Here is a 14,392-nt window from a genome sequence, read left to right on the forward strand (position 1 = left end):
CTGCCAGGAGCCCTATCTCGTGAAACCCGCCCTTTGTTTACTGGTTGCCAGCCTCATGACCTCCAACGTGCACGCCGCCCCCGCGCTGACCCCGCCTGACGCCGAGAAGCACCCGCACACGGTGAAGGCTCCCTTTGGCGCGACCCGCAGCGATGATTACTACTGGCTGCGCGACGACAAGCGCAAAAACACCAAGATGCTGGCCTACCTGAACGCGGAAAACGCCTACACCGATCAGGTCGTCGCCCCGCTCAAGCCGCTGGAAGACACCCTGTACAAGGAGATCGTCGCCCGCATCAAGCAGGACGACGCCAGCGTGCCCTCGCGTGACCGCGGCTACTGGTATTACACCCGCTTCGAAACCGGCAAGGACTACCCGATCCAGGCGCGCCGCAAAGGCAGCATGGAGGCGCCGGAGGAAATCCTGCTCGACATCAACACGATGGCCGAAGGCAAGGGCTACTTCAACGTGGGCGATGCCGATGTCAGCCAGGACAACCACCTGCTGGCCTGGGCCGAGGACGATGTCGGCCGCCGCCAGTACGTGATCCGCTTCAAGGACCTGCGCACCGGCGAAGTGCTGCCGGACCGCATCGAGAACGTCTCGCCCAATGTGGTCTGGGCCGACGACAACCGCACCCTGTTCTATGTCGAGAATGATCCGGAAACGCTGCTCACCGTGCGCGTCAAGAAGCACGTACTGGGCACCCCGGCCAGCAGCGACGTGCTCGTGTATGAAGAAAAGGACGACAGCTTCTACATGGGCGTCGGCCGCACCCGCGATGACCGCTTCCTGACCATCGAACTGCACAGCACGGTCAGTTCGGAAACGCGCTACGCCCCGGCCGCCGATCCGCAGGCGTTCACGGTGCTGGCGCCGCGTGCGCGCGACGTCGAATACGACGCCGACCACTTCAATGGCCGCTGGGTGATCCGCACCAACGATGCGGACGCGAAGAACTTCAAGCTCGTCACCGCGCCCAGCGATGCCACCGCGCGCAGCCAGTGGAAGGACTGGGTCGCGCACGATGACGCCGTGCTGATCGAGGGCTTCGAACTGTTCGACGGCTTCACCGCGATCGCCGAGCGCTCCAACGGCCTGGAGCGCGTACGCCTGCTGTTCCCGGACGGTCGCCAGGACTACGTCAAGGCAGACGAGCCCGCCTACTCGATGGGGCTGGCCGCCAACAGCGAGCATGACACGCCGTGGCTGCGTTACGCCTACACCTCGCTGACCACGCCGACCACCACCTATGAGCTCAACACCGTCACCGGTGAACGCCGCCAGCTGAAGCAGCAGCCAGTGATCGGTTACGACCCGTCGAAGTACACGACCGAACGCGTGTGGGTCACCGCCCGCGATGGCGTCAAGGTGCCGGTCTCGCTGGTCTACCGCAACGGCTTCAAGAAGGACGGCACCGGCGCGCTGTACCAGTACGCCTACGGCAGCTACGGCATGTCGATGGACCCGGGCTTCAACCAGACCGTGGTCAGCCTGCTGGATCGCGGCGTGGTGTATGCCATCGCCCACATCCGCGGCGGCCAGGAAATGGGCCGTGCGTGGTACGAGGACGGCAAGCTGCTCAAGAAGCAGAACACGTTCAACGACTTCGTCGATGTCACCCGTGAGCTGGTCCGCCAGGGCTATGCCGCCAAGGATCGTGTCGCCGCCTCCGGTGGCAGCGCCGGTGGACTGCTGATGGGCGCGGTCGCCAACCAGGCCCCGCAGGACTATCGCGTGATGGTCGCCCAGGTGCCGTTCGTCGATGTGGTCACCACCATGCTCGACGCCAGCATCCCGTTGACCACCAACGAGTACGACGAGTGGGGCAATCCGGAGCAGCGGGAGTACTACGACTACATGCTCAAGTACTCGCCGTACGACAACGTCAGCAAGCAGGCGTATCCGGCCCTGTTCGTCGGCACCGGCCTGTGGGATTCGCAGGTCCAGTACTGGGAGCCGGCCAAGTGGGTGGCCAAGCTGCGCGATGACAACACCGGGCACTTCCCGATCGTGTTCCGCACCAACATGGAAGCCGGCCACGGCGGCAAGTCCGGTCGCTTCCAGCGTTACCACGAGCTGGCCGAGTCGTACGCGTTCGTGCTCGACCAGCTCGGCGTCACCCAGACCCCGTAACGCCGGCTGCTGCACGCTGTACGCCGACGACCCCGTGTCGTCGGCTGCCGCAGGCGGGTGCCCATCGCGGCGGCCCTGCCGGGTCGCTATGCTGGGGGCATGTCCCGGCCCGAACACCCCGTGGTTTCCGAAGCGCCGGCTGAGCGGGGACGGGTGCGTTTCCGCTGGGCGTGGTGGCTGCTGGCCTATGTCAGCCTGGGCACCGGCATCGTCGGCATCTTCGTGCCGGGCCTGCCCACCACGGTGTTCATCCTGATCTCGGCCTGGGCCGCCTCGCGCGGTTCCGAGCGCCTGCACAACCGCCTGCTGGCGCACCCCCAGTTCGGTCCGGCGATCCGCAACTGGCAGGCGCATGGCGCGGTCAGCCGCCGCGGCAAAGGGATGGCGAGCCTGACCATGGCCGTGTGCGCGGGCATCATGCTGTGGTGCGTGCCGGTCGCCTGGGTGAAATGGCTCTCCATCGGCAGCATGGCCTGCGTGGCGCTGTGGCTGTGGACCCGGCCGCTGCCGCCTGGGGATGAACACCGGCCCCGGGGGGGGGGGGGGGGGGGGGGGGGGGCGCGGCGCGGGGGCGGGCACTACCGAGGTGCATCCAAGGGTGTGATGTCCGCGGTGCCCCGTTCATCCAGCCAGCACCCAAGCGCTCAAACACCGCGGCTATACTCGGAGGATGAAGACATCCCCCCGTACCCTCATCTCCCTGACGCTGGCCGCCTCGGCGCTGCTGGTGCTGTCGGCCTGTGGCAACAAGGGCCCGCTGGTCATGCCGCAGAAGCCGGTCCCGGTCGAAGAACAGCTGGTCGAACCGGCTGCCGACGACGCCACGCCGCCGGCCGCCGATGCCGATACCGATACCGATTCCCCGGTGGTTCCTGATCCCGTCGACGCCCCGGTGCTGAAGGCCAATGACGGGAATGAGTAAGTCGAACACCTCCGCGGCGCTGCGCTTCACCAAGATGCATGGGGCCGGCAATGATTTCGTGGTGCTGGACCTGCGCGATGGCAGCGCGCCCCCGGACGCTGCGCTGGCCGCGCGTCTGGCCGATCGCCACACCGGCGTGGGCTGCGACCAGATCCTGACCATCGAGCCGCCCAAGGCGGAAGGCTCGGTCGCCTCGTATCGGATCTGGAATGCCGATGGCAGCAGTTCCGAGCAGTGTGGCAACGGCGCGCGCTGCGTGGCGGCCTGGCTGGTGCGTGATGGCGCAGCGACCGGCAGCACCTTCGCGATCGACAGCCCGGTCACCACGCATGCGGTCGAACGCCTGGGCGAAGACCAGTACGCGGTGGCCATGGGCGTGCCGCGTTTCGAGCCGGAGAACGTGCCGCTGATCGGCTTCGCCCGCGCCCGCGAGGAATACCTGTTGCCGTTGCAGGGCGACACGGTGCGCTTCGGTGCGGTGTCGATGGGCAACCCGCACGCCGTGATCGAAGTGGGCCTGGTCGATGCCGCCCCGGTCGAGCGCCTGGGCCCGTTGCTGCAGCAGCACGCCTCGTTCCCGAAATCGGTCAACGTCGGTTTCGTGCAGGTGCTCGGCCCGCAGCACGCGCGCCTGCGCGTGTACGAGCGCGGTGCCGGCGAAACCCTGGCCTGCGGCAGTGGCGCCTGCGCCGCGGCCGTGGTGATGATGCAGCGCGGTCGCCTGCAGCGCGATGCCACGATGTCGCTGCCCGGCGGCGACCTGCGCATCCGCTGGCCGGCCGAGGATGCACAGATCGTGATGTCCGGACCCGCAGCCTTCGTCTTTGATGGGGAGTGGAACGCATGAGCGAGACCGCCGAGAAAATCGGATCGCATGAAGTAGCCGCCTGGCTGCGTCGGCATCCGACCTTCCTGAAACAGTTCCCGGACCTGGCCCTGACCCTGGTGGTGCCGCGTGATGACGGCCCCACCGCGTCGCTGGCCAGTTACCAGCTGGAAGTGCTGCGCGACAAGAACCGTGAGCTGTCGCGGCGGTTGGCCGATCTGGCTGCCAACGCGCAGATCAACGAGCGCTTGGCCGTGCGCACGCACCAGCTGACCCTGGCGCTGATGAAGCAGGACTCGGCGGCGGACACCCTGCGGGCGATGGCCGCCTCGCTGGAAGAGGATTTCGCCGGTGATCTGGTCCGGCTGATCGTGCTGCATCCGATCGCCGGGCTGGAACAGGCGCCGTGGCTGCAGGTGATCGAGGAGAGCAGCCCGTTGCTGGGCGTGTTCCGCGATTGCCTGAAAGACGGTGAACCGATCTGCGGCCGCCTGCAGCCGGAAAAGAACACCGTGCTGTATGCCGGGCGCGCCGAAGAAGTGCAGTCCAGTGCGTTGCTGCCGCTGCCGGGTGTCGGCCTGATCGCGGTCGGCAGTCATGACGGCAATCGGTTCTATCCCGGCATGGGCACGCTGTTCCTGCGCATGATGGGCGAGTCGCTGGTCGTTGCCCTGCAGCGTTTCCCGTCGCCCTGATCGCCCGTCGATCGGCGTCGTCGTGAGTACCGCGCAGGACTTCCTGTCGCATCTGCAGGTGGAGCGCCGGATGTCGGCGCACACCCTGGATGCCTACCGCCGTGACCTGGACGCACTCGCGGCGTGGTCGGACGGGCAGGGGACCGTCATCGACACGCTGGACAGCGCGCAGCTGCGCCAGTTCATCGCCGCCGAACACCGCCGTGGGTTGTCGCCCACCTCGCTGCAGCGTCGGCTTTCGGCGTGCCGCAGTTTCTATGCGTGGCTGCTCAAGCACCACCGCATCGCAGCCAATCCGGCCACCGGCCTGAAAGCGCCCAAGGCACCGCGCAAACTGCCGCAGGTGCTCGATGCCGATGAAGCCGTGCAGCTGGTCGAACTGCCGACCGACGCCCCGCTCGGCCTGCGTGACCGCGCGCTGCTGGAGCTGTTCTATTCCTCGGGGCTGCGCCTGAGCGAACTGTGCGCGCTGATCTGGCGCGACCTGGATTTCGATACCGGCCTGGTCAACGTGCTGGGCAAGGGCAACCGCGAACGCCGCGTGCCGTTCGGCTCGCACGCGCGCATCGCGCTGCAGGGCTGGCGGGCAGAAAGCGGCGGCGCGGCGACCGCGCCGGTGTTCCCCGGGCGCAAGGGAGGCCCCATCACCCAGCGCGCCGTGCAGATCCGCATCCGTCAGCTGGCCCAGCGCCAGGGGCTGTTCAAGCACGTGCACCCGCATATGCTGCGGCACAGTTTCGCCAGCCACATCCTGGAATCCTCCGGTGACCTGCGCGGCGTGCAGGAGCTGCTCGGCCATGCCGACATCGCCACCACGCAGATCTATACCCATCTGGACTTCCAGCACCTGGCCAAGGTCTACGACGCCGCGCACCCGCGTGCCAAGCGCCGCAAGAGCGACAACGAAAGCTGAATCGATCCGCTGCGGCATCCGGGCGCAGGGCGGGGCGGGTTGAAGCGTCGGGCAGAGACCCCACCTCAGTCTTTGTCACCTCGGAGGCTCCATGGACCCCAGTCAGAACCCCAACGTATTTCATGCCACCACCATCATCTCGGTGCGGCGCAATGGACATGTCGCCGTCGCCGGCGATGGCCAGGTCACGCTCGGCCACACGGTGATGAAGGGCAACGCCCGCAAGGTGCGCCGTCTGGGTCGCGAGGGCCAGGTGCTGGCCGGTTTCGCCGGTGCCGCCGCCGATGCCTTCACCCTGTTCGAGCTGTTCGAGGCCAAGCTGGAAAAGCATGGCCAGCTGCAGCGTGCCGCGGTGGAACTGGCCAAGGACTGGCGCACCGAGCGCCGCCTGGGCAAGCTCGAAGCGCTGCTCGCCGTCGCCGACAAGGACACCTCGCTGATCATCAGCGGCACCGGTGATGTGATCGAGCCGGAAGACGGCATCATCGCGATCGGTTCCGGCGGCTCCTATGCCCTGTCGGCCGCCCGAGCGCTGATGGCGCACACCGAACTGGACGCCCGCACGATCGCCACCGAGTCGATCAACATCGCCGGCGACATCTGCATCTACACCAATCGCAACGTGGTGGTCGAGGAGCTTTGACCCTCTGGGTCAAAGCTCGGTAGAGCCACGCCATGCGTGGCTGCGGTATCCGGTCAGCCACGCATGGCGTGGCTCTACAGCAGCGTTACGTCGCTGCCAGGCAAGCCGGTGATACGACGTTCCACCCCATATCCTCGTGAGCACACCCATGCCGCACAAGATTGAAGTTTCTTCCGCCACCATGACCCCGCGCGAGATCGTGCAGGAACTGGACCGGCACATCGTTGGCCAGCACGACGCCAAGCGCGCGGTCGCCATCGCGCTGCGCAACCGCTGGCGCCGCATGCAGCTGCCGGCCGAGCTGCGCAACGAAGTCATGCCCAAGAACATCCTCATGATCGGCCCGACCGGCGTCGGCAAGACCGAGATCGCGCGTCGCCTGGCCACGCTGGCCAACGCGCCGTTCGTCAAGGTCGAGGCCACCCGTTTCACCGAGGTCGGCTATGTCGGCAAGGACGTGGAGCAGATCATCCGCGACCTCGCCGATACCGCAGTCAAGCTGTATCGCGAGCAGGCCAAGGTGCGCGTGCGCACCCAGGCCGAAGAGCGCGCCGAAGACCGCATCCTCGATGCGCTGCTGCCGCGACGCAGCACCGGTATCGGCTTCGATGCCGACGCCGCGCGGAATGAGCCGTCCGCGCAGGACAACGAGACCCGCATCAAGTTCCGCCGCATGCTGCGCAACGGTGAGCTGGACGATCGCGAGATCGAACTGGAAGTGTCGGCCAACGTCAGCATGGACATCATGACCCCGCCGGGCATGGAAGAAATGGGCCAGCAGCTGCGCCAGATGTTCTCCAGCATGGGCGGCGCGAAGGCGCAGAAGCGCACGCTGTCGATCAAGGCCGCGCGTCCGCTGCTGATCGAGGAAGAGGCCGGCAAGCTGGTCAACGAAGACGACATCCGCAGTGCGGCGATCGAGGCCTGTGAGCAGCATGGCATCGTGTTCATCGATGAGATCGACAAGGTCGCCAAGCGCGGCGACAACGTCGGCGGTGGCGATGTCTCGCGCGAAGGTGTGCAGCGCGATCTGCTGCCGCTGGTGGAAGGCTCCAACGTGTCCACCAAGTACGGCACGATCAAGACCGACCACATCCTGTTCATCGCCTCCGGTGCGTTCCACCTGGCCAAGCCCAGCGATCTGATCCCGGAACTGCAGGGTCGTTTCCCGATCCGCGTGGAGCTGGGCGCGCTGAGCAAGCAGGACTTCGTGCGCATCCTGACCGAGCCGAAGGCCGCGCTGACCAAGCAGTACGAAGCGCTGCTGCAGACCGAAGGCGTCTCGATGAAGTTCACCGTCGATGCGGTGGACCGTCTGGCCGAGATCGCCTTCCAGGTCAACGAGCGCCAGGAAAACATCGGCGCGCGGCGCCTGCACACCGTGCTGGAGCGCCTGCTGGATACGCTGAGCTATGAAGCCCCGGACCGTGATGGCGAGACCATCAGCATCGACCAGGCATATGTCGATGCGCATCTGGGTGAGCTGGTGCAGGATCCGGACCTGAGCCGCTACATCCTGTAACGGCACGCAACGATCGGGTGGTAGGAAGAACGGCGGCACTTCGGTGTCGCCGTTTTTTTGCCTCAGACCTCGTCGTCGGTCGGCAGCGCCGTCGGCGGGGCGCCCGGGGTGAATACACCCGGCTTGACGAAGGCGCTGAAGATCGCATCCAGCGTCTGCATGCCGTCGCGCTGGATCTCGAACAGCTCAGGCTCCAGCATGGCGCTGTACAGCACGCCGGTCAGGCTGGTGCTGACGATCCGCGCCACCGTTTCGGCGTCCACGTGGTCGCGCAGCTGGCCCAGCTCGCGCGCGCGCTCGAGCGCGGCGGCGATGATCGCCAGCTCCTCGCGGGATGCCTCGCGCTGCAGTTCCTGCATCGCCTGGCTTTCCACCGACAGATCGTTGCGCAGCATGATTTCCATCATGTTGCGCAGCCGCTCGTCTTCGGCCAGCTCCCGGAACGACACCAGCAGCGCCGAACGCAGGTCCAGGATCGGCGTGCTGCGCTTGGCCGAGGTGGTGCGGCGCATCCGCTCGATGAAGGGCACGCGCTCGCGGTCGATCATCGCGGTCAGCACTTCGGCTTTGTTCTTGAAGTGCCAGTACACCGCGCCGCGGGTAAATCCGGCGCGCGCGCCGATCATCGCCAGGCTGGTGCCGGCGACCCCGTATTCATGGAAACAGACCTGGGCCGCGTCGAGGATGCCCTCGCGGGTGGCCTGGGCCTCTTCTTTGGTTTTTCTGGCCATTGCGCTGTGCAGTTGCTGGATGAAACCGGCCTGAATTGTACCGCTTTACAAACAAACATGCATGTATGTATATTTGCGCCCCACTGATCCTCAGCGAGGACTGCCTGCGCATGCCGGCGGGTCTCGTTTCGGATATTTGCCGTCATTTGCTGCCTGTTTGTCGTCATTCTTCGCTTTTATCGGAAGTTGGGCTGCAGGCGCGCCCTTTTCCGTCTGCGAGCCCCTACCGCCATGTCCAGAACCCCGTACCGTCTTCTCGCGCTGTCCCTCGCGATCGCCCTGACCGTGTCCGCCTGTGGCGGCGGTGAGCAGGAGGGTCCGCAGGGCGGCCCCGGCCAGGTCACCGTGGCCACCCTGAAGGCCGAGCAGGTCGGCCTGACCCGTGAGCTGCCGGGCCGCACCAATGCCTTCCTGGTCGCTGAAGTGCGCCCTCAGGTCAACGGCATCGTGGCCAAGCGGCTGTTCACCGAAGGCGGCCTGGTCACTGCGGGGCAGCCGCTGTATCAGCTCGATGACGCCAGCTATCGCGCCCAGGCCAACAGCGCCCGTGCCCAGCTGGCCCGCGCCGAAGCGACCGCCAATGCCGCACGCCTGAGCGCCAGGCGCATCGGCGAGCTGGCCAAGGTCGAGGCGGTCAGCACCCAGGACAACGAGAACGCGATCGCCGCGCTGAAGCAGGCCGAGGCCGATGTCGGTGCCGCGCGTGCCTCGCTGGACGCCGCCAACGTGACGCTGGGCTATGCCCGCATCACCGCGCCGATCAGCGGCCGGATCGGCAAGTCCTCGGTCACCCAGGGCGCGCTGGTCAGCGCCGGCCAGGCTGAAGCACTGGCGACCGTGCAGCAGTTGAACCCGATCTATGTCGACCTGACCCAGTCCGCCAGCGAGCTGCTGCAGCTGCGCCGCGAACTGGCCAGCGGCCGCCTGCAGGACAACCAGACCCTGCCGGTGACGATCCTGCTCGACGACGGCACCGAGTTCGACCACAAGGGCACGCTGGAATTCTCCGAAGTCAGCGTCGACCCGACCACCGGCAGCTACGCGCTGCGGGTCAAGGTCGAGAACCCGGACCAGGTGCTGATGCCGGGCATGTACGTGCGTGCCCAGGTCGGCAGCGGCGTGCGCGAGAACGCGATCCTGGTGCCGATGCAGGGCATCGCCCGCGATCCCAAGGGCGATACCAGCGCCATGGTGGTCGGCAAGGACGACAAGGTCGAAGTGCGGCAGGTCAAGGTCAGCCGTTCGCTCGGCGACAAGTGGCTGGTGGAAGACGGGCTCAAGGCCGGTGACAAGGTCATCGTCGAAGGCCTGCAGAAGATCCAGCCGGGCATGCCCGTGCAGGCCACCGAAATGGGCGCGGCCCCGGCCAAGCCGGCCGCCGCGCCGGCGGCTCCCGCCGCCCAGCAGTAACCGGAGAATTCCATGGCACGTTTTTTCATTGATCGCCCCATCTTCGCGTGGGTGATTGCGATCATCATCATGCTCGCCGGTGGCCTGGCGGTGCTCAAGCTGCCGGTGTCGATGTACCCGGAAGTGGCACCGCCGGCCGTTGAGATCAGCGCCAGCTATCCGGGTGCATCGGCCAAGGTGGTCGAGGACTCGGTGACGCAGATCATCGAGCAGAACATGAAAGGCCTGGATGGCCTGATCTACTTCTCCTCCAACAGCTCCTCCAATGGCCAGGCCACGATCACGCTGACCTTCCAGAGCGGCACCGACCCGGACATCGCCCAGGTGCAGGTGCAGAACAAGCTGCAGCTGGCGATGCCGCTGCTGCCGCAGGAAGTGCAGCGCCAGGGCATCAACGTGGCCAAGTCGAGCAGCGGCTTCCTGCAGGTGCTCGGCTTCGTGTCTGAAGACGGCAGCATGGATGCCAACGACATCTCCGATTACGTCGGCTCCAACATCGTCGATCCGCTGAGCCGCGTGCCGGGCGTGGGCAACATCCAGGTGTTCGGTGGCAAGTACGCCATGCGCATCTGGCTGGACCCCAACAAGCTGCACACCTACAAGCTGTCCACCGCCGAAGTGATCGCCGCGATCACCGCGCAGAACGCGCAGGTCGCCATCGGCCAGCTCGGCGGCGCGCCGTCGATCAAGGGCCAGCAGCTCAACGCGACCATCAACGCGCAGGACCGCCTGCAGACCCCGGAGCAGTTCCGCAACATCATCGTGCGCAGTGCGCAGGACGGTGCCGAACTGCGCCTGGCCGACGTCGCCCGGGTCGAGCTCGGCGCGGAATCGTACGACTTCGTGACCCGTTACAACGGCAAGCCGTCCTCGGGTATCGCGATCACCCTGGCCACCGGCGCCAACGCGCTGGCCACCGCCAACGGCGTGCGCGCCACCCTGGATGAAATGGCCCCGAACTTCCCGGCCGGCCTGAAGGCGGTGGTGCCGTATGACACCACGCCGTTCGTGCAGGTCTCGATCAAGGGCGTCATCAAGACCCTGATCGAAGCGATCGTGCTGGTGTTCCTGGTGATGTACCTGTTCCTGCAGAACTTCCGCGCGACCCTGATCCCGACGATCGCGGTGCCGGTGGTGCTGCTGGGCACGTTCGGCATCCTGGCCGCGCTGGGCTTCTCGGTGAACATGCTGACCATGTTCGCGATGGTGCTGGCGATCGGCCTGCTGGTCGATGACGCGATCGTGGTGGTGGAGAACGTCGAGCGGATCATGTCCGAGGAAGGACTGTCGCCGCTGGAAGCCACGCGCAAATCCATGAGCCAGATCACCGGCGCGCTGGTCGGCATCGGCCTGGTGCTGTCGGCGGTGTTCGTGCCGATGGCCTTCATGAGCGGTGCCACCGGCGTCATCTACCGTCAGTTCTCGGCCACGATCGTTTCGGCGATGGCGCTGTCGGTGCTGGTCGCGATCGTGCTGACCCCGGCGCTGTGCGCGACCATGCTCAAGCCGCTCAAGAAGGGCGAGCACCACGTGGCCCACAAGGGCTGGTCGGGCCGCTTCTTCAATGCGTTCAACCGCGGCTTCGACAGCTCCAGCGCGAAGTATCAGCGTGGCGTGCGCGGCATCCTCGGCCGTCCGTGGCGCTTCATGGGCGTGTTCGCCGCGCTGGCGCTGGTGATGGGCCTGCTGTTCATGCGCCTGCCCAGCTCGTTCCTGCCCAATGAAGACCAGGGCATCCTGATGGCGCTGGTGCAGACCCCGGTCGGTGCCACCCAGGAACGCACGCTGGAATCGATCGACAAGCTCGAAAAGCACTTCATGGAAAACGAAGCCGACGCGATCGAGTCGATCTTCTCGGTGCAGGGCTTCAGCTTCGCCGGCATGGGCCAGAACGCGGGCATGGCCTTCGTCAAGCTCAAGGACTGGAAGGATCGTGATGCGGATCAGGGCGCGATGCCGGTGACCGGTCGCGCGATGGCCGCGCTGGGCGGGATCAAGGATGCCTTCATCTTCGCCTTCCCGCCGCCGGCGATGCCGGAACTGGGCATCGGCTCGGGCTACACCTTCTTCCTGAAGGACACCAGCGGTGCCGGTCACCAGGCGCTGCTGGACGCGCGCAACCAGCTGCTCGGCATGGCCGGGCAGAGCAAGCTGCTGGCCAATGTGCGCCCGAACGGTCAGGAAGATACTCCGCAGCTGCGCGTCGACATCGACGTCGGCAAGGCGAGCGCGCTGGGCCTGTCGCTGGAGGCGGTCAACACGACGCTGGCGGCGGCCTGGGGCAGCAGCTACATCGATGACTTCATCGACCGTGGCCGGGTCAAGCGCGTGTATGTGCAGTCCGATGCGCCGTTCCGCATGAACCCGGAGGACTTCAAGCTGTGGTCGGTCAAGAACACCGCCGGTGAGATGGTGCCGTTCTCGGCCTTCGCCAGCCAGCGCTGGGATTACGGTTCGCCGCGTCTGGAACGCTATAACGGCGTATCCGCGATGGAGATCCAGGGCGAGCCGGCCGCGGGCGTGGCCTCGGGCGATGCGATGAACGAAGTGGAGAAACTCGCCAAGCAGTTGCCGGCTGGGTTCGACATCGAGTGGACCGCGTTGTCCTACCAGGAGCGCCAGGCCGGTTCGCAGACGCCGCTGCTGTACACGCTGTCGCTGCTGATCGTGTTCCTGTGCCTGGCCGCACTGTATGAAAGCTGGAGCGTGCCGACCTCGGTGCTGCTGGTGGCCCCGCTGGGCATCCTCGGCGCGGTGCTGGCCAACACCATGCGCGGCATGGAGCGCGACATCTACTTCCAGGTGGCGATGCTGACCACGGTCGGCCTGACCAGCAAGAACGCGATCCTGATCGTGGAGTTCGCCAAGGAAAACCTGGAGAAGGGCGCCGGCCTGATCGAGGCGACGATGCACGCCGTGCGCGACCGTCTACGCCCGATCATCATGACCTCGCTGGCCTTCGGCCTGGGCGTGCTGCCGCTGGCGATCGCCTCGGGTGCCGGTTCCGGCGCACAGCAGGCCATCGGTACCGGCGTGCTCGGCGGCATGCTGGTCGGCACGGTGCTGGGTGTGTTCTTCATCCCGCTGTTCTTCGTGGTGGTGCAGCGCGTGTTCAATCGCAGGAAATATGGCAAGAACGCAGGAGGTTCCGATGCGTAAGCCCTTGATGGCCAGCCTGGCGCTGGCCGTGAGCCTGGTGCTGTCCGGCTGCTCGACCCTGGAGCCGCGCAGCACCGAAGTCGCCCCGGCGATTCCCTCGCAGTGGCCTGCCACGGCCACCGCGGGAGCACAGACCGCAACGGCCGACGTCGCCGACATCGGCTGGCGCGACTTCTTCGTCGATCCGCGCCTGCAGGCGGTGATCACCCAGTCGCTGGACAACAACCGCGACCTGCGCGTGGCCGTGCTCAATGTCGAGCGCGCCCGGGCGCAGTACCGGATCCAGCGCGCCGATCGCGTGCCGGCCATCGGCGTGCAGGGGCAGATGACCCGCAGTGGCGGCGATGCCCCGGTGACCGAGCAGTTCAGTGCGAACCTCGGCGTGGTCGAGTTCGAACTGGACCTGTTCGGGCGCGTGCGCAATCTGAGCCAGGCCGCGCTGCAGCAGTACTTCGCCGAAGCGGCCAACCGCCGCAGTGCGCAGCTGTCGCTGGTCGCCGAGGTGGCCAACGCATGGCTGACCCTGGGCGCCGACAGCGAACAGCTGCGGATCGCCCAGGCGACGCTGGCGACCTATGAGGACTCGCTGCGCCTGACCGAGGCCCGTCGTCAGCTCGGCGGCGCCTCGGCGCTGGAATTGAGCCAGACCCGTACCCTGGTGGAGACCGCGCGCACGGATGTGGCGCGCTTCGCCGGGCAGGTCGCGCAGGACCGCAACGCGCTGGTGCTGCTGGCCGGTGGGCCGATCGATGCGTCCCTGCTGCCGCAGGCCGAGGTGACCGACGTGGCCAGCGTGCGTCCGCTGCCGGCCGGCGTGCCCGGCGACGTGCTGCTGCGGCGACCGGACGTGATGGCCGCCGAGCACGTGCTGCTGTCGGCCAACGCCAACATCGGCGCGGCGCGCGCGGCGTTCTTCCCGTCGATCAGCCTGACCGGCAACATCGGTTCGGCCTCGTCGGAGCTGTCGGGTCTGTTCGACAGCGGCACCCGGGTGTGGAGCTTCATTCCGAAGCTCACCCTGCCGATCTTCCAGGGCGGCAAGCTGCGCGCGAACCTGGGCATGGCCACCGCCGACCGCGACATCGCGCTGGCGCAGTACGAAAAGGCGATCCAGTCCGGCTTCCGCGAGGCCGCCGATGCGCTGGCACTGAACGAGAGCCTGGATGCGCAGCTGTCTTCGCAGCAGGCGCTGGTGGCCGCGGCCGAGCAGGCGCAGCAGTTGTCGCAGGCCCGCTATGACGCCGGCCTCGACAGCTTCCTGACCTTGCTGGATGCGCGGCGTACCGCGTACACCGCACGCCAGTCGCTGGTCGGCACGCAGCTGGCGCAGCAGTCCAATCAGGTGGCGTTGTACAAGGTGCTCGGCGGCGGTTGGCACGAGCGCGGCTGAGGTATCACGGGTGCGGCCACGCGGTCGCACCCTCGCGTCTGTTG

The 14,392-nt window shown here is 66.8% G+C and carries 11 protein-coding genes and 1 pseudogene; 11 read left to right on the forward strand and 1 reads right to left on the reverse strand.

The features are described from left to right. Positions 1–19 precede the first annotated feature (19 nt). From ABE473_RS09775 to hslU, 8 genes and pseudogenes are all read left to right on the forward strand, one after another. On the forward strand, positions 20–2,137 hold the full coding sequence (locus tag ABE473_RS09775; RefSeq protein WP_346489333.1) for a S9 family peptidase: 2,118 nt from the start codon (positions 20–22) through the stop codon (positions 2,135–2,137). Positions 2,138–2,236: 99 nt separating this feature from the next. Further along, a pseudogene (locus tag ABE473_RS09780) lies at positions 2,237–2,659 on the forward strand (YbaN family protein); the annotation flags it as partial. Between the two features lie 148 nt (positions 2,660–2,807). Beyond that, positions 2,808–3,059, forward strand: coding sequence for a lipoprotein (locus ABE473_RS09785; RefSeq protein WP_346489334.1), 252 nt, complete (start codon positions 2,808–2,810; stop codon positions 3,057–3,059). Beyond that, complete coding sequence (dapF, locus tag ABE473_RS09790; protein WP_346489335.1) at positions 3,052–3,906, forward strand: diaminopimelate epimerase; 855 nt, start codon at positions 3,052–3,054, stop codon at positions 3,904–3,906. Before ABE473_RS09785 ends, dapF begins: the two co-directional genes overlap by 8 nt. Next, positions 3,903–4,580 carry a DUF484 family protein gene (locus ABE473_RS09795; RefSeq protein ID WP_346489336.1) on the forward strand — a complete coding sequence of 226 codons (678 nt, stop codon included), beginning with the start codon at positions 3,903–3,905 and terminating at the stop codon, positions 4,578–4,580. Before dapF ends, ABE473_RS09795 begins: the two co-directional genes overlap by 4 nt. A gap of 22 nt (positions 4,581–4,602) precedes the next feature. Then, positions 4,603–5,493, forward strand: coding sequence for a tyrosine recombinase XerC (xerC, locus tag ABE473_RS09800; protein ID WP_346489337.1), 891 nt, complete (start codon positions 4,603–4,605; stop codon positions 5,491–5,493). Between the two features lie 91 nt (positions 5,494–5,584). Then, entirely contained in the window at positions 5,585–6,136 is a 552-nt protein-coding gene (gene hslV, locus ABE473_RS09805; protein ID WP_019183676.1) for an ATP-dependent protease subunit HslV, read from the forward strand. Between the two features lie 148 nt (positions 6,137–6,284). Beyond that, positions 6,285–7,658, forward strand: coding sequence for an ATP-dependent protease ATPase subunit HslU (gene hslU, locus ABE473_RS09810; RefSeq protein WP_346489338.1), 1,374 nt, complete (start codon positions 6,285–6,287; stop codon positions 7,656–7,658). 62 nt (positions 7,659–7,720) lie between these two features. Here hslU and ABE473_RS09815 read toward each other — a convergent pair whose 3' ends face one another. After that, a complete protein-coding gene (locus tag ABE473_RS09815; RefSeq protein WP_176988154.1) occupies positions 7,721–8,389 on the reverse strand; it encodes a TetR family transcriptional regulator in 669 nt (222 codons plus the stop codon). Positions 8,390–8,620: 231 nt separating this feature from the next. Between ABE473_RS09815 and smeD the strand changes: the two genes are divergently transcribed. The 3 genes from smeD to ABE473_RS09830 are packed head-to-tail and all read left to right on the forward strand — an operon-like array spanning position 8,621 to position 14,348. Next, on the forward strand, positions 8,621–9,799 hold the full coding sequence (gene smeD, locus ABE473_RS09820; protein ID WP_070425967.1) for a multidrug efflux RND transporter periplasmic adaptor subunit SmeD: 1,179 nt from the start codon (positions 8,621–8,623) through the stop codon (positions 9,797–9,799). Between the two features lie 12 nt (positions 9,800–9,811). Next, positions 9,812–12,958: a multidrug efflux RND transporter permease subunit SmeE gene (smeE, locus tag ABE473_RS09825; protein ID WP_346489339.1), complete on the forward strand. Its 3,147-nt coding sequence runs from the start codon at positions 9,812–9,814 to the stop codon at positions 12,956–12,958. Next, entirely contained in the window at positions 12,951–14,348 is a 1,398-nt protein-coding gene (locus tag ABE473_RS09830) for an efflux transporter outer membrane subunit (protein WP_346489340.1), read from the forward strand. Before smeE ends, ABE473_RS09830 begins: the two co-directional genes overlap by 8 nt. Positions 14,349–14,392: the final 44 nt, after the last annotated feature.

Source organism: Stenotrophomonas sp. TWI700, from assembly GCF_039673645.1.
Lineage (GTDB): Bacteria > Pseudomonadota > Gammaproteobacteria > Xanthomonadales > Xanthomonadaceae > Stenotrophomonas > Stenotrophomonas maltophilia_AA.

What these genes read in the sequence shown, in the direction of transcription:
- ABE473_RS09785 (WP_346489334.1), top strand. Translation starts at nt 2,808, where the DNA reads ATGAAGACATCCCCCCGTACCCTCATCTCCCTGACGCTGGCCGCCTCG.
- dapF (WP_346489335.1), top strand. Translation starts at nt 3,052, where the DNA reads ATGAGTAAGTCGAACACCTCCGCGGCGCTGCGCTTCACCAAGATGCAT.
- ABE473_RS09795 (WP_346489336.1), top strand. Translation starts at nt 3,903, where the DNA reads ATGAGCGAGACCGCCGAGAAAATCGGATCGCATGAAGTAGCCGCCTGG.
- hslV (WP_019183676.1), top strand. Translation starts at nt 5,585, where the DNA reads ATGGACCCCAGTCAGAACCCCAACGTATTTCATGCCACCACCATCATC.
- hslU (WP_346489338.1), top strand. Translation starts at nt 6,285, where the DNA reads ATGCCGCACAAGATTGAAGTTTCTTCCGCCACCATGACCCCGCGCGAG.
- ABE473_RS09815 (WP_176988154.1), bottom strand. Translation starts at nt 8,389, where the DNA reads ATGGCCAGAAAAACCAAAGAAGAGGCCCAGGCCACCCGCGAGGGCATC.
- smeD (WP_070425967.1), top strand. Translation starts at nt 8,621, where the DNA reads ATGTCCAGAACCCCGTACCGTCTTCTCGCGCTGTCCCTCGCGATCGCC.
- smeE (WP_346489339.1), top strand. Translation starts at nt 9,812, where the DNA reads ATGGCACGTTTTTTCATTGATCGCCCCATCTTCGCGTGGGTGATTGCG.
- ABE473_RS09830 (WP_346489340.1), top strand. Translation starts at nt 12,951, where the DNA reads ATGCGTAAGCCCTTGATGGCCAGCCTGGCGCTGGCCGTGAGCCTGGTG.